The 21,581-nt window shown below is 41.0% G+C and carries 23 protein-coding genes, 1 pseudogene and 1 riboswitch; of the genes and pseudogenes, 21 read left to right on the top strand and 3 right to left on the bottom strand.

All coding sequences use genetic code 11. From position 1 onward, the window contains the following. Nucleotides 1-36: 36 nt before the first annotated feature. From JOC74_RS04875 to JOC74_RS04850, 6 genes and pseudogenes are all read left to right on the top strand, one after another. A complete protein-coding gene (locus JOC74_RS04875) occupies nucleotides 37-378 on the top strand; it encodes a hypothetical protein (RefSeq protein WP_053603225.1) in 342 nt (113 codons plus the stop codon). Nucleotides 379-445: 67 nt separating this feature from the next. Further along, nucleotides 446-589: riboswitch (FMN riboswitch) on the top strand. A gap of 128 nt (nucleotides 590-717) precedes the next feature. Next, a complete protein-coding gene (ribD, locus tag JOC74_RS04870) occupies nucleotides 718-1,818 on the top strand; it encodes a bifunctional diaminohydroxyphosphoribosylaminopyrimidine deaminase/5-amino-6-(5-phosphoribosylamino)uracil reductase RibD (RefSeq protein WP_053603224.1) in 1,101 nt (366 codons plus the stop codon). A 23-nt stretch (nucleotides 1,819-1,841) separates the two neighbouring features. Continuing rightward, nucleotides 1,842-2,489: a riboflavin synthase gene (locus JOC74_RS04865; RefSeq protein WP_053603223.1), complete on the top strand. Its 648-nt coding sequence runs from the start codon at nucleotides 1,842-1,844 to the stop codon at nucleotides 2,487-2,489. Nucleotides 2,490-2,509: 20 nt separating this feature from the next. After that, nucleotides 2,510-3,703, top strand: coding sequence for a bifunctional 3,4-dihydroxy-2-butanone-4-phosphate synthase/GTP cyclohydrolase II (locus JOC74_RS04860; RefSeq protein WP_053603222.1), 1,194 nt, complete (start codon nucleotides 2,510-2,512; stop codon nucleotides 3,701-3,703). 23 nt (nucleotides 3,704-3,726) lie between these two features. Beyond that, nucleotides 3,727-4,191: a 6,7-dimethyl-8-ribityllumazine synthase gene (gene ribH, locus JOC74_RS04855; protein ID WP_053603221.1), complete on the top strand. Its 465-nt coding sequence runs from the start codon at nucleotides 3,727-3,729 to the stop codon at nucleotides 4,189-4,191. A gap of 104 nt (nucleotides 4,192-4,295) precedes the next feature. Next, nucleotides 4,296-4,636 (top strand): annotated as a pseudogene (locus JOC74_RS04850) (GNAT family N-acetyltransferase). 44 nt (nucleotides 4,637-4,680) lie between these two features. Here the strand turns inward: JOC74_RS04850 and JOC74_RS04845 are convergent. Both JOC74_RS04845 and JOC74_RS04840 read right to left on the bottom strand, forming a co-directional pair. After that, nucleotides 4,681-5,187 carry a DUF309 domain-containing protein gene (locus JOC74_RS04845; RefSeq protein WP_053603219.1) on the bottom strand — a complete coding sequence of 169 codons (507 nt, stop codon included), beginning with the start codon at nucleotides 5,185-5,187 and terminating at the stop codon, nucleotides 4,681-4,683. Between the two features lie 95 nt (nucleotides 5,188-5,282). After that, the gene (locus JOC74_RS04840; RefSeq protein ID WP_082363848.1) at nucleotides 5,283-5,378 is read right to left on the bottom strand and encodes a YjcZ family sporulation protein; all 96 of its coding nucleotides are present in this window, start codon (nucleotides 5,376-5,378) and stop codon (nucleotides 5,283-5,285) included. A gap of 218 nt (nucleotides 5,379-5,596) precedes the next feature. Between JOC74_RS04840 and JOC74_RS04835 the strand changes: the two genes are divergently transcribed. From JOC74_RS04835 to JOC74_RS04765, 15 genes are all read left to right on the top strand, one after another. After that, the gene (locus tag JOC74_RS04835) at nucleotides 5,597-6,349 is read left to right on the top strand and encodes a segregation/condensation protein A (RefSeq protein ID WP_053603218.1); all 753 of its coding nucleotides are present in this window, start codon (nucleotides 5,597-5,599) and stop codon (nucleotides 6,347-6,349) included. Continuing rightward, nucleotides 6,339-6,932: an SMC-Scp complex subunit ScpB gene (gene scpB / locus JOC74_RS04830; RefSeq protein WP_053603217.1), complete on the top strand. Its 594-nt coding sequence runs from the start codon at nucleotides 6,339-6,341 to the stop codon at nucleotides 6,930-6,932. The genes JOC74_RS04835 and scpB overlap by 11 nt, the downstream gene beginning before the upstream one ends. A gap of 64 nt (nucleotides 6,933-6,996) precedes the next feature. Next, nucleotides 6,997-7,482 (top strand): DUF3907 family protein, encoded by a 486-nt coding sequence (locus JOC74_RS04825; protein WP_053603216.1) that lies wholly within the window; start codon nucleotides 6,997-6,999, stop codon nucleotides 7,480-7,482. Nucleotides 7,483-7,628: 146 nt separating this feature from the next. Further along, the gene (locus JOC74_RS04820; RefSeq protein WP_053603215.1) at nucleotides 7,629-8,780 is read left to right on the top strand and encodes a D-alanyl-D-alanine carboxypeptidase family protein; all 1,152 of its coding nucleotides are present in this window, start codon (nucleotides 7,629-7,631) and stop codon (nucleotides 8,778-8,780) included. Beyond that, nucleotides 8,768-9,361, top strand: coding sequence for a nucleoside recognition domain-containing protein (locus JOC74_RS04815; protein ID WP_053603214.1), 594 nt, complete (start codon nucleotides 8,768-8,770; stop codon nucleotides 9,359-9,361). The genes JOC74_RS04820 and JOC74_RS04815 overlap by 13 nt, the downstream gene beginning before the upstream one ends. Further along, nucleotides 9,361-9,897 carry a spore maturation protein gene (locus JOC74_RS04810; RefSeq protein WP_053603213.1) on the top strand — a complete coding sequence of 179 codons (537 nt, stop codon included), beginning with the start codon at nucleotides 9,361-9,363 and terminating at the stop codon, nucleotides 9,895-9,897. Before JOC74_RS04815 ends, JOC74_RS04810 begins: the two co-directional genes overlap by 1 nt. A gap of 74 nt (nucleotides 9,898-9,971) precedes the next feature. Then, nucleotides 9,972-10,706, top strand: a complete 735-nt coding sequence (gene rluB / locus JOC74_RS04805; protein ID WP_053606024.1) for a 23S rRNA pseudouridine(2605) synthase RluB — start codon at nucleotides 9,972-9,974, stop codon at nucleotides 10,704-10,706. Between the two features lie 89 nt (nucleotides 10,707-10,795). Next, nucleotides 10,796-11,320: a thiol-disulfide oxidoreductase ResA gene (resA, locus tag JOC74_RS04800; protein ID WP_053603212.1), complete on the top strand. Its 525-nt coding sequence runs from the start codon at nucleotides 10,796-10,798 to the stop codon at nucleotides 11,318-11,320. A gap of 11 nt (nucleotides 11,321-11,331) precedes the next feature. Next, nucleotides 11,332-12,966: a cytochrome c biogenesis protein ResB gene (gene resB, locus JOC74_RS04795; protein ID WP_053603211.1), complete on the top strand. Its 1,635-nt coding sequence runs from the start codon at nucleotides 11,332-11,334 to the stop codon at nucleotides 12,964-12,966. A 12-nt stretch (nucleotides 12,967-12,978) separates the two neighbouring features. Next, complete coding sequence (gene ccsB, locus JOC74_RS04790) at nucleotides 12,979-14,151, top strand: c-type cytochrome biogenesis protein CcsB (RefSeq protein WP_053603210.1); 1,173 nt, start codon at nucleotides 12,979-12,981, stop codon at nucleotides 14,149-14,151. Nucleotides 14,152-14,228: 77 nt separating this feature from the next. Continuing rightward, a complete protein-coding gene (locus JOC74_RS04785) occupies nucleotides 14,229-14,951 on the top strand; it encodes a response regulator transcription factor (protein WP_053603209.1) in 723 nt (240 codons plus the stop codon). After that, on the top strand, nucleotides 14,948-16,708 hold the full coding sequence (locus JOC74_RS04780; RefSeq protein WP_053603208.1) for an ATP-binding protein: 1,761 nt from the start codon (nucleotides 14,948-14,950) through the stop codon (nucleotides 16,706-16,708). The genes JOC74_RS04785 and JOC74_RS04780 overlap by 4 nt, the downstream gene beginning before the upstream one ends. Before the next feature lie 335 nt (nucleotides 16,709-17,043). Further along, nucleotides 17,044-17,628 (top strand): RNA polymerase sigma factor SigX, encoded by a 585-nt coding sequence (gene sigX / locus JOC74_RS04775; protein WP_053603207.1) that lies wholly within the window; start codon nucleotides 17,044-17,046, stop codon nucleotides 17,626-17,628. After that, complete coding sequence (locus JOC74_RS04770) at nucleotides 17,564-18,709, top strand: RsiX family anti-sigma factor (protein WP_053603206.1); 1,146 nt, start codon at nucleotides 17,564-17,566, stop codon at nucleotides 18,707-18,709. Before sigX ends, JOC74_RS04770 begins: the two co-directional genes overlap by 65 nt. Nucleotides 18,710-18,832: 123 nt before the next feature. Further along, entirely contained in the window at nucleotides 18,833-19,678 is an 846-nt protein-coding gene (locus JOC74_RS04765; RefSeq protein ID WP_245212791.1) for a M23 family metallopeptidase, read from the top strand. Between the two features lie 43 nt (nucleotides 19,679-19,721). Here the strand turns inward: JOC74_RS04765 and serA are convergent, their stop codons facing one another. Further along, nucleotides 19,722-21,302 (bottom strand): phosphoglycerate dehydrogenase, encoded by a 1,581-nt coding sequence (serA, locus tag JOC74_RS04760; protein WP_053603205.1) that lies wholly within the window; start codon nucleotides 21,300-21,302, stop codon nucleotides 19,722-19,724. Nucleotides 21,303-21,581 lie beyond the last annotated feature (279 nt).

The raw sequence follows: 21,581 nt of genomic DNA, 5'->3' as shown, positions 1-21,581 counted from the left end.
TATGAAAGTAGAAGTTTAAGGATGGAGGTGTTGATTATGGGCAAGATTGTTTTGAAATTATCAGTCCTTATTCTCTTGTGCGGAATTCTTTTTAGTGTGTATTTATACGTGAATGATATTGGTATTGAGGAAGTGCCGACTGCATTGAGCCAAACCCTGTCATCAGACGATGAAAAATATACGATCTATGAATATGAAATTACGAAAAAAGATGGAACAGACTATTATGGAGTTGATAAAAACGGAACGAAAATTATTTTTAACGAAGAAAAATTGAGTGGAAACGATTCTGTAACCAAAGGAGATCATGTCAAAGCATATTTCAGTAAGTCAAACCGGATAGACGGATTGATCAAAATCGTTAAAGTAAATAAATAATTAAACAGTTTCGTTGCAATTTTCCTGCAATGACTGTAGAATGTCGAATAAGGACAAATTCATATGATGTATCCTTCGGGGCTGGGTGAAAATCCCGACCGACGGTAATAAAGCTATTGCTTTAGAGCCCGTGACCCGTTAGCATCTGCTAACGGTTGATTCAGTGAAAAGCTGGAGCCGACAGTGAAAGTCTGGATGGGAGAAGGATGAAAGTACCATGCTTTTTTAAATTTGAAAAAAGTATGGCTTATTTCTGCATTCTAATTTTACAAAACCCCGGGATTTTTGCGTTTCGAGGTTTTTTTTGCGTTTCCATTTGCAAAAGAAAGGGGGATAAAGATGGATAAGCAATTTATGCAAACAGCCATTGATTTAGCAAAAACCGCCGAAGGACAAACTGGAAAAAACCCTTTGGTCGGAGCCGTTGTTGTGAAAAATAACCAAGTGGTTGGATTAGGCGCTCATCTCATGTATGGCGAACCGCATGCCGAGGTAAACGCCCTTACGATGGCGGGATCTGCTGCAGAAGGTTCTACATTGTATGTGACGCTTGAACCATGCAATCATCATGGGAAAACTCCGCCATGCACCGAGTTGATCATTAGCTCAAGGGTCAAGCAAGTCGTAATTGGTTCCAAGGATCCCAACCCGATTGTGAATGGAAAGGGTATAAAAAGGCTGCAAGACGCCGGGATTGCCGTGACAGAAGGGATTCTAAAAGAAGAATGCGACAAATTAAACACGATGCTGTTTCATTCCTTGCGAACGGGCTTGCCTTTTGTCACTCTGAAATCAGCGGTTAGTTTAGATGGTAAAACAGCGGTTGAATCCGGAGAAAGTAAGTGGATCACAGGTGAAGAAGCACGGAAGGATGTACACCTATACAGAAGCAGTCATCAATCCATTCTGGTAGGAGTGAACACGGTCATTCAGGATGATCCGAGCTTAACTGCGCGCCTGCCGAATGTACAAAAGCAGCCCGTAAGAGTTGTGCTGGACAGTTCGTTAAAGATTCCCATACATTCAAAGGTTCTTAATGATCGTGAAGCCGAAACTTGGATTTTTACCACAAACCAAGCCAATGCTGAAAAGGTAAATTTTTTGAAGAGTGAAGGAATCCGAGTATTTCAGTCATCATCACAACAGCCTTCGGTTCGCGAAGTATTGAGAACGCTGGCAAGTGAAGGAATTTACTCAGTGTTTGTGGAAGGCGGCTCGAAAGTCCACAGCAGCTTTCTGAAAGATCAGCTTTATCAGCAGCTCATCATTTATTACGCCCCTAAATTAATCGGAGGAAAATCCTCTCCCGGTTTATTCTCTGATGTTGGATTTCAATCTATGAAAGACGTCCCCTTATTAACTATTCATTCCATTTCAAAAATAGGCAGGGATTTCAAATTAATCGCTGCGCCGTCAGTTGAGAACTTCCCAAATGGCTAAAATTGAATAAAAGGCTGGTGCGTATGTTTACTGGACTCGTAGAAGACGTTGGGAAAGTGATTCGATTCACAGGATCAAAAAAAGTGAAAACAATAACCATTGAATGCAAGAAGGTAATAGAGGGTGTGCAGCTCGGCGACAGCATCGCAGTGGACGGAGTATGCTTAACAGTTACCGAATTTGACAGACACAGCTTTTCAGCGCATGTTATGGAGGCGACGATGGAGTCTACGGCACTCGGATTTTTGAAAAACGGTTCTCTCGTCAATCTTGAGAGAGCGATGCCTGCGGATGGACGATTTGGCGGCCATTTGGTATCCGGACACGTTGATGGCATTGGCAGGGTGATCGCCACGGAACCGAGAGACGGATCGGTTTTAATTCGCTTGGAAATACCAAAAGAGGCTTCACAAAGTCTGATAGTCAAAGGATCAATTGCAATAAACGGTATCAGTTTGACTATATTTGAGCTTTCTGAAACAACTGTTACAGTGAGCATCATTCCGCACACGATGGATCATACGTCTCTAAAAAATGTGAGTACGGGTGATTATGTGAATCTGGAATGCGACATCATCGGGAAATATGTGTACAAATTTGTTCATGGAAAAAGCGATTCAAGAGGACAATTTTCATTAACTGAAGAAGCACTGAGGAAATACGGGTTTTAAAGACAGGGAGGATTGTTAAGATGTTTCATACAGTAGAAGAAGCTATCGCCTCCTTAAAACAAGGCGAAATCATTATTGTAACAGACGATGAGAATAGAGAAAACGAAGGAGATTTTATCGCTCTCGCAGAGTTTGCGACTCCTGAGGTCATAAATTTTATGGCTGTCCATGGAAGAGGGTTGATTTGTGCTCCGGTCAGCGCTCAGATCGCAGAAAAGCTGAAGCTCGATCCGATGACACGTGAAAACAAAGACTCTCTCCAAACAGCATTTACAGTCAGCATTGACCACCGCAATACCCATACAGGAATTAGTGCACATGAACGTTCATTAACGATCCAATCATTGATTCAAGAGGGTACAAAAGCGGAAGACTATAACCGGCCTGGCCACGTGTTTCCACTGATTGCAAAAGAAAATGGCGTACTAGAGAGACCCGGTCATACGGAAGCTGCTGTCGATTTGGCAAAATCCTGCGGGTCACAGCCTGCCGCCGTTATTTGTGAGATTATGAACGATGACGGCACGATGGCGCGTGTTCCCGAGCTGACAGAGATTGCAAAAAAATTCGGCTTGAAAATGATCTCAATTAAGGACTTTATTGCCTATCGTTATGAAAAGGAAAAGCTTGTTACGAGGGAAGTTGAGATCAACCTGCCGACTGATTTTGGCTCATTTAAAGCGTTCGGCTATTCAAATGCTCTGGATGATAAAGAAATCATCGCTTTAGTGGCTGGAGACCCTGCAAATGAACAGGCGCCATTAGTTCGTGTTCATTCCGAATGCCTGACTGGTGATGTATTTTTATCGGGACGATGCGATTGCGGCCCCCAGCTTCATGCGGCGCTTAGAGAAATACAAAAAGCAGGAAGCGGAGTCCTACTATACTTGAGACAGGAAGGAAGAGGCATAGGTCTTTTGAATAAGATGAGAGCCTATAAGCTTCAGGAAATGGGCTTGGATACTGTTCAGGCGAATGAAGAGCTTGGATTTCTTCCTGATCAAAGAAATTACGGGTTGGGAGCTCAAGTATTAAAAGATCTTGGATTGGCTCGTATAAATCTCTTAACGAATAACCCGGACAAAGTGAAGAGCTTAACCGAACACGGAATTACTGTTGAGAAGAGGGTTCCGATCGAAATTAAAAGCACGTCAGATAACGAAGCGTACCTAAAAACAAAAGTAGAAAAAATGGGGCACTTGCTTCATTTTTAATTGAAAGGAAATGAGGAACTAACATGAATACATTACAAGGTCAATTAATCGGCACAGATTTAAAAATCGGTATTGTTGTCGCAAGGTTTAACGAGTTTATTACCAGCAAATTATTAAGCGGTGCTGAAGATACGCTCCTTAGGCACGGTGTAAAAAAAGAAGATATTGATGTTGCATGGGTGCCGGGCGCTTTTGAAATTCCAATGATCGCGAAAAAAATGGCAGAATCAGATAAGTATGATGCTGTAATCACGCTTGGGACAGTCATTCGCGGCTCCACCTCGCATTATGATTATGTATGCAATGAAGCTGCAAAAGGAATTTCTAAAAGTTCTTTAGATACAGGTATACCTGTTATATTCGGCGTCCTGACAGTTGAAACGATTGAGCAGGCAATTGAAAGGGCTGGGACAAAAGCCGGCAATAAAGGTGCTGAAGCAGCAATTTCTGCAGTTGAAATGGCTAATTTGATCCGTGTTTTCGATTAATTCCCCTAAAACAGTTTAAAAACGTTTTGAATATGTATATAATGTGTTATGAAGCCTTCAGAGCTTTGCTTCATAAGACAATCTGGTTATATAGAGGGGTTTTTATGTTAATTCGATATAAAAAATCTTTTTCTAAAATTGCGATGGGGCTGTTGTCATTCATGCCAAATGAAAAAGATATTAAACAGCTGCAGCAAACGATTCGTAATTACGAAGAGAATCCTGACCATCAGCTTTTCTTATGGAAAGAAGGAGAAGACATCGTCGGTGCGATCGGCATAGAAAAAAAGATGAAGAAATTATTATCCAGCACATCAGTGTCAATCCTTCCTACCGGTATCAAGGTATAGGAAAGCAAATGGTCGAAGCCATCCAGCAGCAATTCCAAGTGAATACGCTGACTCCCAATGAATTAACAAAAGGGTTTTTTAATCATTGTCAATAAATATCAAAAATTTTATATCATAATAAAAAAGCAGAGGCTTCGCATCAGCCCCTGCTTTTTTTTCGTTTTTCCAGCTGCAGCATTCGTTCATTAATGACGTCAGAGCGATCTCTCATGAAATGCTTGTGAATCAAATAACTAGTCACCGCATCATGATTTTTGCCGTCTCCTCTGCTCAGGTAGAGACTGGTGATTTGAGGGTCAGAGAATGGCAGGCTGATACTTTGATAAGGGACATTTGCAACTATTTTCTTTGAAACTGCACACAGTTGCTTAAGGAGCTCCTCGCAATCGATTCCTAGCGCGTAAATAGCATTTTTTTCTATTTCAAAAACAGCAATGGTTTTGTCTATTAACTTTTTGGCGCCGGTGAAATTTTTTCTTCGATAATGATAAAAGGCAACTGCCATTTGAATAAAACCGACCCAATAGATCTTTCGAGTTTCTGGCGGGTCTTCTTTCCAATATTCTTCAAGAATTTCATGGCATTCAAAATAATCTCTTGTGACATGAAATTCATAAAGATAATCAATATAAGCGTCTGGGTACAATCTTTACTTACTCCCCTTTCATTCCAAGTGTAACATAAGCAGCAAAAAGGAAGAAAGAAGCAAGGAGCGTTCTGGATTGAACGCTCGGGATAAATTTAGTACAGCCAAGCAGCGCCAACAATAATTAGCAGAATAAACAACACTACGATTAATGAAAATCCGCCACCGTAATTAAAGCCTTTATCTCCCATGATATGGCCTCCTTTTCATCAGTTTTTGCATTTACACTGGTATCATATGTGTGTTTGACCAAATGGGTATGGGCGATTCCCCATTTTTTAGGCAATTCAAAATATCGAACGTACGATGTCCTTTCAAGAAATATTGGACGAGGCTAAGTAGGTGAATTATACTAAAGGTTAGCCGATGAAATGGCTGTAATGTTTTTTGAAATGGTGAGGCTAAAAAAATGGAATACCACGTGAAAATTGATGCATTTGAAGGACCTTTGGATCTTTTGCTCCATTTAATCAATAATTTAGAAATTGAAATATACGATATTCCCGTTGCGGAAATTACCGAGCAGTATTTGTTATATGTCCATGCCATGCAAGTGCTTGAACTCGACATCGCCAGCGAATATCTGGTGATGGCAGCTACCCTTTTAAGCATAAAAAGCAAAATGCTCTTGCCAAAGCAAGAAGAAGAGCTGTTTGACGATGAATTTTCTGAAGAAGAAGATCCGCGAGAAGAATTAATCGAAAAGCTGATTGAGTATAAAAAATATAAAAACGCTGCGAAATCGTTAAAAGAGCGCGAAGAAGATCGTCAAAACGCATTTTCAAAGCCTCCGAGTGATCTAAGTGAATATGCCAAGGAAGCAGAAATGAAAAATGAGAAATTATCCGTATCTGTTTATGACATGCTTGGTGCTTTTCAAAAAATGATGAATCGAAAAAAGCTAAATAAGCCTGAAGAAACAACGATTTCGCGACAAGAGATTCCTATAGAGGATCGTATGAACCAAATCATGGATTTTTTGAAAGTTTCAAAGAAACGAATCAAATTCGAAGAGCTCTTTCCTCACGAACAAAAGGATCATATGGTCGTCACTTTTTTGGCTGTTTTAGAATTGATGAAAAATCAACAGATTCGAATTGAACAAAAGCATAATTTTTCAGATATTTTTATAACAGGGAGTGATACCATTTATGACACTTGAAATCGTTAATTGGAAAGCCATCATAGAAGCACTGCTTTACGCTGCAGGAGATGAGGGGCTTAACAGCCAGCAATTGGCTAAGGTGCTTGAGATCGATCAACCCCAACTTGAAAGCATAATGGCCGACATGAAAGAATACTATCAACAGGAAGACAGAGGTCTTGAACTTGTTGAATACGGCGATATTTATATGCTGTCGACAAAAAAAGAATTTGCACCCTATTTAAAACGCTTGGTTGAAGTCCCGGCAAAAGGACTTTCCCAAGCTTCTTTAGAGGTATTGGCGATCGTATCTTATAAACAGCCGATTACCAGAGCTGAAATAGAGGAAATTCGCGGGGTGAAATCTGAACGCGTACTGTACAGCCTTGTCAATAAAGCTCTTTTATGTGAAGTTGGCCGTGCCGATGGTCCAGGACGTGCCATATTATATGGTACAACCTCTGTATTTTTGGAGCAGTTTGGCTTGAAATCCATCGATGAGCTTCCTCCGCTTTCCGATCACGTCGATGACAGCTCAATACAGAAGGAAGCGGATTTATTCTATGAAAACTTTAACGAAGCCTTTTCAGACTTGAAATAAATGTACATGGAGAACGGGGATATAAAAAGCCAATATCCAGAAGGCGAAAGGAAGGATATTGATATTGAATTCGTATGCAACGCTCAGAGCTAAGCTTGAATTTACTAGTGAATCATTATCTCGGGTATCAAAGGCTCTCAGCCATTTTTTAAATCATATCACCATTGATTCCATATGTGTGAAAAACGAAAAAGGTGAAATGAATTACGAGTATTGCTCTGATCTTCTCAGTGACCTGCGGAAAATCGAAGTCTATTGTGCGGAAGGAAATGAAGCCTGCAGAAGGCTGCTGAGATCTGCTGCTTTTCCCGAAGAGGCAGCAGAAATGACTTTAAAGCGAATCTATTACAAATGCATTGAAAATTTTTTTTCTCCGAAAAAAGAAGCATGGTATGAAGACAGCCGAGCGGCATATACAGGAGATACGTCAGTGCATTTCTATCAAGAGGTTGCCGATTCGCTAAAAACAGTGATGGAAGATCTTGAAAATGAATTTCTTCCAATAAGGGAGAATCTGCAATGCTATGAATCGAACGTGCAATCGTCTTAAAAAAAGATAGTATAATATATTCCGGCTTGTGGGGAACGAATTTCCTCTCGAGCCTTTTTTCGTGTTCAGATCTTTTTTGAGGCATTATTCATATCTAGTGATCATACGCATAGACTTGTACAAATGACTACAAGGACGTGAAGAGAGTGCGCCTATATCAAAAATGCATGATGCTCCTGCTTGTTTCAGTTATTATTCTCCCGCTTATTCTAGCTAATAAAGCAAAGGCTTCCCTTGAAATTAGCGCCAAAAGCGCGATACTTATAGATGCCAATTCCGGAAGGGTCTTATTTGCGAAGGACGAGCATGAAAAAAGAAGGATCGCAAGCATTACCAAAATTATGACTGCTATACTTGCGATTGAGTCAGGCAAGCTCAATGAGACCGTTAAGGTAAGCGATCTTGCGGCAAGAGCTGAAGGCTCGAGGATTTATTTAGAGAAAGGACAAGAGATAAAGCTTGAGGATCTAGTTTACGGACTGATGCTTCGCTCAGGAAATGACTCGGCCGTTGCTATCGCGGAGCATGTGGGGGGAAGCTTGGACGGATTCATTTATATGATGAATCAAAAAGCAGAGCAAATAGGTATGAAGAATACACTCTTTCAAAATCCCCACGGCCTTGACGACCATGAAAATCATTTTTCAACAGCGTACGATATGGCTGTTTTGACAAAATATGCATTGCAGAATGCAACTTATAAAAAAGTTGCCGGGACCAAAAATTATCGTGCAAAAACAATGGAAGGGTATTGGAAAAACAAGAACAAATTGCTGACCGGCCTCTATGAATACAGTACGGGCGGTAAAACAGGCTATACAAAGCTGGCAAAACGAACACTCGTTTCAACCGCCGAGAAAGATAAGTCAAGCCTCATCGCGGTAACAATTGACGCACCTGATGATTGGAATGACCACATCTCTATGTTTAACAAGGCTTTTTCGACTTACAAGACCTATTCAATTATGAAAAAAGGCTATATTAAAGGCGTAGATAAGAAAATCTATCAAAACAAAATATTTATTAATAGGGATATCTCTTATTTAATGACCGAGGAGGAAAAGAAGAATGTTGTGATCAAAACGAGCTTGCTAAAGCCAAATAAATCGTGGGAGAAAAACCAAGAGAAAATTCCGGAAATCGTCGGACAAATGAGGGTCCAGCTTGACGGAAAAACGATAGCTGAAGTCCCTGTCTATTATCCGAATGACCGAAACACCCCGCCGAAAGTGAGCTTCTTCGATTCTTTTCAATCTGTATTTATGCAGCTGACTGGCGGTGCAAAATGGTCAATATAATATGGGTTTTTCTTACCGTTGTCGGACTGGTTTTTGCATTTTTTAATGGAACGATGAATGAAGTGAACGAAGCGATTTTTAATGGGGCAAAAGAAGCGATTACGATTTCAATTGGTCTTATGAGTGTGCTTGTATTTTGGCTGGGACTTATGAAAATTGCTGAGCAGTCAGGCTTGCTCGCTTTTTTTAGCCGGATGCTCCGGCCGTTTATTTCAAGATTATTTCCAGATATTCCGAGTGACCATCCGGCGATGGGATATATCCTGTCCAATTTGATGGCAAACTTTTTTGGGCTTGGAAATGCGGCAACTCCTTTAGGCATAAAGGCTATGGAACAAATGAAAAAGCTGAATGGCAATAAAAATGAAGCAAGCAGGTCGATGATTACCTTTCTGGCCGTAAACACATCTTGCATTACATTGGTTCCCACTACTGTCATTGCTGTCCGTATGAGCTATGATGCGAAAGCCCCCACTGATATAGTCGGACCTACCATCGCTGCAACATTGATTTCGGGAATCGGTGCCATTTTAATTGACAGGTATTTTTACCATCGGAGAAAAAGAAAGGACGGGCTTTGATGGATTTTATCAATTTGCTGTCGCTGGCTATTATCCCAATCCTGATTGCAGGTATATTACTCTACGGCACGTATAAAAAAGTCCCGACGTATGAAGCATTTGTTGACGGGGGAAAGGAAGGCATTGAAATTGCGTTTTCGATCATTCCGTATTTGGTGGGCATGCTCGTCGCCGTGACTGTCTTTCGGGCATCAGGGGCAATGGAATTTCTAATGAATCTAGCGGCGCCATTTTTTGCAAGCCTTGGAGTGCCGACTGAAATTGTTCCTCTCGCTTTTATCCGGCCGATTTCAGGATCAGCGGCACTTGGCATGACAACGGACTTGATCGCGACTTACGGGCCTGATTCTTACATTGGAAGGCTCGCTTCTGTTATGCAAGGCTCAACAGATACGACTCTGTATATATTGACGGTTTATTTCGGCGCTGTCGGCATTCAGAAAATGGGAGACGCCTTAAAGGTGGGGCTTCTTGCGGACTTAATAGGAATTATTGCCTCGATTGTAATTGTCATGATATTATTCGGGAGCGCCTAGACAGGTGCTTTTTGTTCTTGCCAGACTTGTTTGTTTTGATAGAAAAACGTATGATAGACCCTGAGGTGAGCAAAATGGAAAGATTGCAAAAGGTAATCGCTCATGCCGGAATTGCATCGAGACGAAAAGCAGAAGAATTAATCAAAGAAGGTAAGGTGACGGTTAACGGCAAGACGATCAATGAACTTGGTGTTAAGGTTACCGGTACCGACAGAATTGAAGTAAATGGGGTAAAAATTGAAAGAGAAGAACCCGTTTATTTTTTGCTATATAAACCAAGAGGAGTGATCTCTGCTTCTGAGGATGACAAAGGACGGAAGGTAGTTACCGATTTTTTCGAAGAAGTTCAGCAAAGGATCTATCCGATTGGCAGGCTGGACTATGACACAAGCGGTCTGCTTCTGTTAACCAATGACGGGGAATTTGCTAATCTTTTGATGCATCCAAGATACGAAGTGGACAAAGTATATGTAGCAAAAGTAAAAGGAATTCCGCCGAAGGAGACGCTGAAAAAGCTGGAAAGAGGCATTCAGCTTGAGGACGGAAAAACCGCTCCGGCAAAAGTGAAAATGCTGTCGCTGGATAAACGAAAGCAAACGAGCATAATTCAGCTGACGATTCACGAGGGGCGCAACAGGCAGGTACGCAGAATGCTAGAAGCCATTGGCCATGAAGTTTTGAAATTAAAAAGGGAAGAATACGGATTTTTAAATTTACACGGATTGCGTACTGGGGATGCAAGAGAGCTAACCCCACATGAGGTAAAGAGGCTTCGGGCCATGGCAGCGCACGGAAAAACCACTTTCTGATGTCACACAACCTTCAAAAAAGAAAAAACCGCTATTCTTAATAAAATGCTATAATTTAGCTGATATGCGTTGGATGGGAGTGACGGATAATGGGACGAAAACGATTAGTTATTCGGACAGGCATTCTCCTTGTGTTAATGGGAACGCTTGCATACACGCTTTATAATGCTGTATTTGCCTCTGAAGAAAAGATTTCGGAAGGATCAAAAGCTCCCAATTTTGCCTTGCAAACGATGGACGGAAATGAAATAGAGCTAGACGATTTAAAAGGGAAGGGAGTCTTTTTAAACTTCTGGGGAACGTGGTGTGAGCCCTGCAAAAAGGAGTTCCCGTATATGGCAAATCAGTATCGGGAATTTAAGGATCAAGGAGTAGAAGTGGTTGCAGTCAACGTAGGGGAATCGAATCTGGCGGTCAATAACTTTCGTGAAAGCTATGAAGTGAATTTTCCAGTTGTAATCGATAAAGACAGACAGGTACTTGAGGCTTATGATGTAAATCCTTTGCCGACAACGTTTTTGATCAGTCCTGAAGGCAAGGTGGTAAAGGTTGTCACTGGATCAATGACAGAGCGGATGATCTATGATTATATGAATATGATTAAGCCGGATTAAGGAGCTTGCTCATGAATGAAGTGAAATGTGAATGCGGACATGTTAACCCTTTTGGTACGGTACTTTGCGAGGCTTGCGGGAAGCCATTAATTGATGACGGAAAAAAGCTTTTAGACATGCGCTACGATGGAAGTGCAAGGCGCTCTCAGGTTTACAAAAAAACGAGCATTGATAAGGTATGGAATTTTTTCTCCTCGGTAAAGGTTGGAGTTTGGTTGATTGTAATTACCCTTGTTGCTTCAGCGATAGGATCCTTTCTTCCACAGGAAACGTTCTTGCCTAGAAATGCACAAGCAAATACATATTATAAAGAGCAATATGGGCTATTTGGAGACATCTATTATTTTTTAGGGTTCCATAACCTTTATGGTTCATGGTGGTACTTGCTGCTCATTGCTTCCATTGGGATTTCTCTTGTAATTTGCAGTCTTGACCGCGTGATTCCTCTTTATCGGGCATTAAAGAAGCAAAGAACGGTGCGGAATGAAAATTTTATGGAGAGACAGAGGATTTTCAGCCGGACGGATAAAGAGCTTTCAGCTGACTTAAGCCAAAAACTATATCAGCTTATGAAAAAGAAGAGATATAGAGTAAGAGAAGAAAACGGCAATTTGTTTGCCGAAAAAGGAAGATTCTCGAGGTGGGGGCCTTATGTGAATCACATTGGGCTTATTATTTTTTTGGTTGGAGCGATGCTGAGATTTGTTCCGGGAATATACGTGGATGAGGTTCTTTGGATAAGAGAAGGAGAAACACTTCCCATACCCGGAACAGACGGCGAGTACTACTTAAAAAATAACCAGTTTATTCGTGAAACCTACAACAGCCAAAACGAAAAAGAGATTTTTTCTGAGGCGATTAATGCAGCCGGAGATGGAAGTGTCGCAAAGAATTTTCAAACGAACGTGGAGCTTTTTAATCGGGAAGACACTATTGTCCACGGGAAAACTCCCGAGCTTTCCAAGATTAAAGACGAAGAAATTAAGGTAAATGAACCGTTGAAATTTGATTCTTTTGCTTTATATCAAGTCGATTTTAAAGAAAGTGAACTAAATCAAATGGCGTTTCAGCTCATTCAAAAATCGAACGGCAAATCCTTTGGCAGGATCAAGGTCGATCTCGTAAATCCTGAAGCAAACTACGATCTTGGTAACGGTTACAAAGTGAAGCTATCAAGCTATTTGCCTGACTTTTATTTCAATAGCTCCGGTGAGCCCGATACAAAATCGAGGGTTCCAAACAATCCGGCCTTTGTCTTTACAATGATTACGCCGGATCATCCGGATGGCGAGAAGAGCTTTGTGGCGATTCAGGAAACGATCGAACCCTCAGGAGAAAATGAGTTTCAAATGAAGTTTGACGGAGTGGAAACAAAAAACGTATCTGGTCTAACGGTTCGAAAGGATTTAACGCTTCCTGTTTTGGCGGTTGGAGGCATCATCTTCATGATTGGAGTAGTACAAGGCATGTACTGGCAGCATAGGCGAATTTGGATAAGGTCTTCTGAGAGCGGGATTTTGCTTGCAGGACATACAAACAAGAACTGGCATGGGCTTCAAAAGGAGATCAGTCAATTGATTGACGGTGAATTAGCCCCTCCTGAAGATCAATCACACTTGCAAAAAAAAGCTGCTAAAATTGTATAGAGGAGGGATTTGATGATTTCAAGCGGTAATTTTCTATTTGCAGCATTTCTTTTATATTTAGCAGGAACCGTTTTTTTTGGAGGAACGATTCGCAGCCAATCAGCTAAAACCAATAAGAAAACATGGTGGGGTACTGTCGCGATAGCACTTGCGATTATAGGCTTGCTTTGCCATATTAGCTATTTTATTACCCGCTGGATTGTCTCGGGGCATGCTCCGATAAGCAACATGTTTGAATTTACGACTGCGTTCGGAATGATGATTGTTTTGGCATTTATCATTATTTATTTTATTTATCAATCGTATATTCTCGGTTTATTTACATTACCCTTATCACTCTTGTTAATTGCATACGGGAGCATGTTTCCAAGTGAAGTCTCTCCGCTGATCCCTTCCTTGCAAAGCAACTGGCTCTACATTCATGTGACAACAGCAGCTCTCGGACAAGGAATTCTGACGATCAGCTTTATTAGCGGCGTTATTTATTTGCTTCGTTCAACGGATCAAACTGTTTCGAACAGGAAAACATTTTTTCTGGAACTGATAATGTTTTTTGTCGTCGTAACCCTTGCATATATTGCTGTCACCTCTGCCTTCCGGATCATGGATTACCGGGCGGAGTTTAACTGGATAGATCAAAACGGGAAACAGGCGAACATGGTTTATGAGCTTCCTGCGATCGTCGGTCCGAATGAAGGAAAGTTATTAACAGAAGGGAAAATGGAGCCTCTCGTCGATGTGCCGCCGCTTTTTTCCGGGAGAAAACTAAATACCGTTATTTGGTCCTTTTGTCTAGGGCTTGTATTATATGGGGTTATTCGAGTGATCATAAGAATGCGTATCAGCGCGTTTTTAAAGAAATTTGTCAATCGGGTTAACTTGGATGTCATGGATGAAATCGGATATCGAGCCGTCTCAATCGGGTTTCCGGTCTTTACGTTGGGCGCACTGATTTTTGCAATGATTTGGGCGCAGCTCGCGTGGTCGCGGTTTTGGGGCTGGGATCCGAAGGAGGTATGGGCCCTGATTACTTTTTTATTTTATGCTGCCTATCTTCACCTTCGATTATCAAGGGGCTGGCATGGCGAAAAGTCAGCATGGCTCGGGGTTGTGGGCTTTGCAATTATTATGTTTAACTTAATTTTTGTCAATCTTGTCATTGCCGGGCTGCATTCCTATGCGTAATAAAAGCCGCTTTTTTTATCGAAAAAGAACTTTATGATAATCTAAACGTATGTAAATGAAACTGGAGGTCCGGCCATATGGAACAAGCAGAAGAAATAAAAATACTCGTTGTCGATGATGAGGCTAGAATACGCCGCCTTCTCAAAATGTATTTAGAAAGAGAAGACTATCAAATCGAAGAGGCTGAAAACGGTGATGAAGCAATAGAAAAAGGGTTGTCAACAGACTACGACCTGATATTGCTTGATCTAATGATGCCAGGTACAGATGGCATAGAAGTCTGCAGGGTTATCCGGGATAAGAAAGCGACCCCGATTATTATGCTGACGGCAAAAGGGGAGGAAGCAAATCGAGTTCAAGGATTTGAAGTCGGAACCGATGACTATATTGTCAAGCCTTTTAGCCCGAGAGAAGTTGTATTGAGAGTAAAGGCATTGCTAAGAAGATCTTCAAGAACTTCTTATTTAACCACGGAAACGACAGCCAAGGATGTTCTTGTCTTTCCCCATTTGTCGATTGACCATGATGCGCACAGAGTCACTGCTGATGGAACTGATGTCAGCCTGACTCCGAAGGAATACGAGCTTCTCTATTTTTTAGCTAAATCACCGGATAAGGTATTTGATAGAGAAAAGCTTCTCAAAGAAGTTTGGCAGTATGATTTTTTTGGTGATTTACGGACAGTCGACACACACGTTAAGCGACTTCGCGAAAAACTGAGCAAGGTTTCTCCGGAAGCAGCCAAAAAGATTGTGACCGTTTGGGGAGTGGGGTATAAATTTGAGGTCGGGGCTGAATGAAATTTTGGAAGAGTGTTGTCGGAAAGCTTTGGATTACCATTCTTCTCCTCGTCTCCTTCGTATTATTCATTTTGACTATCCTGCTGCTTGAATTTATCGAAAACTATCATGTTGAAGAGGCAGAAAATGAATTAACACAGCTTGCAAACAAAGTGGCGGTTATCCTTGGAAATCATGAGGACCAGAGCCAAGCAAGATCGATTGCTTGGGAATTAGCAGACGAGCTGACAAGCATTGCCATTGTGGAAAATGAAAAAGAATATTGGTATTCTCCCGGAAAAAAAGACCTTCCGAGCTCTATTACATTACAGGAAATAAACGGTGATCCCGAGCTTAAGCAGGCGCTTGCCAGTCACAAAAGAGTGAGCAAACGAAAGGACCATGAAAGCGGAGATAAGGATGAACGGCTGATTGTAGGTGTTCCGTATGATTCCGGCAGCCAGCAAGGGATGGTTTTCTTATCCCAATCTCTTCTTGCGGTGAAAGATACGACGGCACATACGACACGATATATTGTTTTGGCCGCAGGAATTGCCATTATTCTTACAACCGTGTTTGCCTTCTTTTTATCGAGCCGTGTCACCTATCCACTTAGAAAAATGAAAGAAAGCGCCCAGGAACTCGCTAAGGGAAAATTCCATACGAAGATTCCGAAGCTGACAAATGATGAAATTGGCGAGCTTGCTGTTGCCTTTAACCAAATGGGAAGGCAATTGAAATTTCATATTACGGCATTGAATCAGGAGAAAGAGCACTTATCCAACATATTAAGCAGTATGGCCGATGGCGTCATTACAATTAATATTGACGGAACGATCTTAATGACTAACCCACCTGCTGAACGTTTTTTGCAGTCGTGGTATTACGAGAGAAATATGGACGTAAAGGAAGGCGAAGAGCTGCCTCCCGAAGCAAATGAAGTGTTTCAGAGAGCGGTCAGTACGGAAAAAGAGCAAGTAGTCGAAATAACGCTCCAGAACAGAAGCTGGGTATTACTGATGAGCCCGCTGTATAACCAGACGGATGTGAGAGGCGCTGTAGCCGTATTGCGCGATATGACAGAAGAGAGAACGTTGGAAAAGCTCAGAAAAGATTTTATTGCGAATGTCAGCCATGAATTGCGAACGCCGATCTCTATGCTTCAAGGCTATAGTGAAGCGATTGTTGACGATATTGCTAGCTCAGAAAACGAGAAAAAAGAAATCGCCAAGGTGATTCATGAGGAATCGCTCCGCATGGGCCGGCTCGTGAACGATTTGCTTGATCTGGCAAGAATGGAAGCCGGTCATATTGCACTTTCATATGAATCTGTTGAACTAAAAGAGTTCTTTGTGAAAGTTCTTCGCAAGTTCCAGGGGATCGCAAAGGAGAAAGACATTTCCTTGACTAGTAATCTGGAGTTATCACAAGGGTTATTCCAAATGGATCCGGATAAAATCGAACAGGTGCTGACGAATTTAATCGATAATGCCATTCGCCATACAGAAAAGGGCGGATGCGTGTCGGTGAATGTCCGAACTTTGAATGAAGGCCTGAAAATTGAAATATCCGATACAGGATTAGGAATTTCAGAAGACGATTTACCGTACATTTTTGAACGCTTTTATAAAGCGGATAAAGCCAGAACAAGAGGGGAAGCAGGAACAGGCTTAGGTCTTGCGATCGTAAAAAATATCGTGAATGCCCATAATGGGACGATTCATGTTCACAGCAAGCTAAATGAAGGAACGCAATTCACTTTATTCATACCGCATTAACGGGCAGTGGGATTTAGGCCAATAAAGAAGTCTAATTGGTAGAACTACTGCCTGTAAAAGCTAGGATTGGCCTCACCTTATCCTTCCGCATTTACGGTTTTGAAAAGAACAAATGATGATCCGTGAAGGAAAATGCTTCACGGATATTTCATTTGTCTAGTTTTGACGAACAATCTTGTTTCATGCGAAACATAGACCGTTTTACCTGGGAGGGAATTGGAATATTAAGATAAAATTAAGGGATTTTTCCTTTCAATTCTTTCACTCGCGTAATATAGTTGTAATGTAACTTTTTTTAGTTGCATACGACAATAATGTGAACGGAGGTTTTTCCTTTGGAAGAAACCTTTCAAAGAATATATGAAAACTACCACAACGATATATTCCAATTTTTATTCTATATGGTGAAAGATAAATCTCAAGCTGAGGATCTAGTTCAAGAAGTATACATAAGAGTGCTTAAATCCTATAAAAACTTTGAAGGCAGGAGCAGTGAAAAAACCTGGCTGCTATCGATTGCAAGGCACGTCGCCATTGATTGGTTTAGAAAGCAGCAAACATTAAGGCAGCGAATGCTCGGGACTTTCGATTGGGATAAGCAGGAAATCAAAGACTCGCAGCAGCTTCCAGATGAATTGGTTGAGCAAAATGAAAATTTGCAGGAAATTTACAATGCATTAGATGAATGTACGATCGACCAAAGATCGGTTATTATTCTCAGATTTATCCATGGGTTTTCGATATCCGAAACGGCTGAGGCGTTGACGTTCTCTGAAAGCAAAGTAAAAACAACACAGCATAGAGGTTTAAAATCACTTCGCAAACATCTGGAGCTTTTGAAGGAGGAACAGGGATTTGAAGAAGAACGAGTGGAACGAAGAACGGATAAAGGTATTACTAAATCAACTTCCAACAGTTAAGGACCAACGTTCAGCTCAACAGGTATATAAGCAGCTTCTCATGGCTAAGCAAGAGAAAAAGAAGAATAAACATTGGGTGTGGCCTGTTCTAGCGTCATTTGCTGTTCTCTTTCTCGCTTTCCTTATTGCTCCTGTATTTTTTAAAGGGAATCAAAACGCTTCCGAATCATCTGAGAGCAATTTGCAAATGAAAGAGGAAGCATCTACTGATGATTCAGCTGTAACTTTTCAAAAAGAGATTGAAAAGGATGCTGGGCTAGAGCAGTCTTCTGAAGAGACAAATGAAAAATCACTGATCGTTCCTGCAAGGGATGCAAAGCGTTATTTCACGGTTGCATTTACGGATGCTGCTATGGCGTCCGTTATTCCAGTAAGTATCGAAAAATCGACCGAAACGGAAAACATAAATGATATTATAAAGAAATATGACAAACTAAAGCTGAAAGATCTTGGCTTATTTAAACCTCCTTTTTACGATAATATGAAGATTGAAGAGGATAGCGGCAATAAAGAGGTTACAGTTTTCTTATCTAAAAATGATGATCTTTCATCTTCCGCTGAATCTCAATGGTTTGAAAAGCTCCTAAAAGAAACAATGAAATGGAGCCCGTATGATAGAGTTCAAATTAAAGGCAATGCAAGTGTAGCAGGCGACTTGCTTGGAGGAATGGAAGAAATCGAAAAAATACAAGAAAAAAATGCTTATCTTAAGTATGAAACCGATTCAGGCGAAAGATATCTCATGCCTACTGAGCAGTCTTTTAATACAGTCGAGGAAGCATTTGATTCAATGAAAATTGCCTTCGGAGCCGAACAAATCAAGCCGCTTATGCCGGACGGCTTGTCCATTGAATCTGTTCAAAGCGAAGGACATGAACTTATCGTAAATTTTTCTGATACAAAAGAACAGATACAACCTGCAGATGAGCTGGCGATGCTTGAGGGGATAATGCTGACAGCGAAGGAGTTCGGCTATCAACAGGTTCTTTTCACAAATTTATCGAAAACAAGGATCGGGTCATATGATGTAACAAAGCCAATAGATGTTCCAGCTGCCCCGAATCCGATTAAAATAAATTGATGAAGGCCCTTTTTAGGGTCTTTTTTATTTTTCTCTAATAACGTTGAACGAAAGAATACATGTATAAAAAAAGTATATTTTCCCAATACTAAGCTGTCATGAGTATATTAGGAGGGAATCTTTTTGAAATTTTGTCATGCTGTAAGTCTTCTCATCTCTGGAATTCTTCTGCTTTGTTTAGTTGTGCGCACGCCTTTTGCAATAGCTGAGGAATCAAAAGGGAAGGATTGGATACAGCCGGTAAAAGGAGAGCTCACAGATTTATTTGGGACAAGAGAAGGTAAGCATAAGGGAATTGATATCGCTGCTTCAGAAGGTGAAGAAATTCGTGCCGTAGATGATGGGGTTGTAGAAAAGTCATATTACTCTTCATCATACGGACATGTGATTTTTTTGGCGCATGAAGACGGCTATGAAACCGTTTATGCTCATTTAAGCAAACGCATGTATCGTGAAGGTGAAAAGGTAAAAAGGGGCGAAGTCATTGGGATTATCGGAAATACGGGTATCTCGACAGGCACACACCTTCATTTTGAAGTGCATCGGGGAAACTGGACGCCGGACAAACGATTTGCGGTTGATCCATTACATATGATCAAAAAAGACCAATTTCAAGAGCAAACTGTACCTGTACAAGCAAAAACAAGTGTGAACAATAAGAAATTGATGGACGTAACGGTGAAAAAAGGGGATACCCTTTGGTCAATTGCAAAAGAACATCATTCAACAGTTGTTGAGTTAATGAAAATAAATGAGCTTAAATCTGCAGCGATCGCTCCCGGTGATAAGCTTTTTCTATCGGCACATGGCGAGTCAACGAGAATGTATGTGGTGAAAAAAGGAGATACGTTATTTAGCGTAGCGAAAAAAAACGGAATGTCCGTTCAAAAATTGCAGCGCATGAACAATCTTAAAACTACGGTGATACATATGAATCAAAAACTATATGTCATCACTGATCCGATTTAAAAAGATCCTCAGCATATAGCTGAGGATCTCATAAATTGAATCATTAATTAGGCAAATCGATTGAACGAACAGACACTATGTCAGATATGCTTTTCAGCTTTTCGACAATTTCTTCTTCTAATTGGCGATCAAACGAGAGCATCATGATTGCTTCTCCGCCTTTTTCTTTTCGTCCTACCTGCATCGTAGCGATGTTGACTCCATGTTCTCCCAAAATCTGTCCAACATTGCCGATAATTCCCGGCATATCACGATGATGAATATAAATGAGGTGGCCAGATGGATAGAAATCTATCGTAAATCCATTTATAGAAACGATTCGTCCTCCAATGTGAGGAATGTGTGTAGCCATTAGAGTAAATGTAGAGTAATCTCCTGTTACTTTTACAGAAATAGTGTTTTCGTAACCGCTGTCGGCAGTTGAAAACTTTTCGCTAAAGCTGATTCCTCGTTCTCTGGCGATCATACCAACATTAACTTCATTCACAGTGGAATCAACGCGTTGGCTGATAAAGCTGGCTAAAAGGCTTTTTGTAATAAAGGAAGTTTCTAAATCTTCAATAGACCCTTCATATTCGATCGCAACATCTTTAACTGGTTCCCGCATACATTGAGAGACAAGATTTCCGATTCTTGAAGCCAGTTGATGATACGGTTGGATTTTGGTGAACGCATCTTTGCTCATGGCAGGCAAATTGATAGCCGAATGAACTGGCTGGCCTTTAGCGTATTGCAGAACCTCTTCAGATACCTGCGCAGCTACATTTAACTGTGCCTCTTTTGTAGATGCTCCAAGATGAGGAGTAGCAACAACATTTGGGTGATCCACTAGTTTATTGTCCACTGGAGGCTCTACCTCAAAAACATCTAATGCAGCACCTGCAACTTGTCCGCTTTCCAATGCTTCATAAAGAGCCTCTTCATCAATGATCCCGCCTCGGGCACAGTTTATCAGGCGAACGCCTTTTTTCGTTTTTGCAATCGTTTCTCTGTTTAAAAGCCCTTTCGTATCCTTTGTTAAAGGGGTATGGACGGTAATAATGTCGGCAGCAGACAGCAGTTCATCAAATGTACTTGAAGTCACTCCTAGCTTTTCTGCGCGGTCTTGGGTAAGGAATGGGTCGAAAACATGTACCGTCATTCCGAATGCTTTCGCCCGATAAGCGATCTCGCTTCCGATTCTTCCCATTCCGACGATTCCTAATGTCTTCCCATAAAGTTCAGCACCGACAAACGCTGTCCGGTTCCATTCTTTTGATTTCACAGAAATATTTGCTTGGGGGATATGTCTCATTAAAGAAGCAAACATTGCAAAGGTATGCTCTGCAGTTGAAATGGTATTGCCGTTAGGAGCGTTAATGACGATTACGCCGTGCTTTGTCGCTTCGTCTATGTCAATGTTGTCGACACCGACCCCGGCGCGTGCCACAATTTTTAATGAAGTCATCTTTTGAAAGAGATCTTCAGTTACCTTGGTTGCACTTCTTACCAAAAGCCCATGAAATGTATGTAATTCATCTTCGACTTCTGATACGTTTTTCTGTACGATTTCAATTAATTCAGAATTCAATAAGGGTTTTAACCCGTCGTTGCTCATTTTATCAGAGACCAGCACTCGAAACATTGTAAGATTTCCTCCTAATTATACTTCATAAATATTGATAATTTATCACAGAAACACTCAAAGTGTCAATGCTTAGGTAAAGCAGTAAAGCGTTAAACCTCTTGGGCGACTTTATTAACTAAGAAAATATTCGTAACGTATTCCTAATGCCAGAATCATTTTTATTCGGAAATACGAAAATCAGAGGTGCGCTCTAATAGTACTTATACAGTATACTCGATTATTAAACAATATTCTGTACATATTTTCACAAAACGTATATAATATTAAAAAATATTG

Source organism: Bacillus capparidis (assembly GCF_017832095.1).
GTDB lineage: Bacteria > Bacillota > Bacilli > Bacillales > Bacillaceae > Bacillus > Bacillus gobiensis.
Note: the sequence above shows the minus strand (reverse complement) of the source record. Positions and strands in the feature narration are given on the sequence as shown.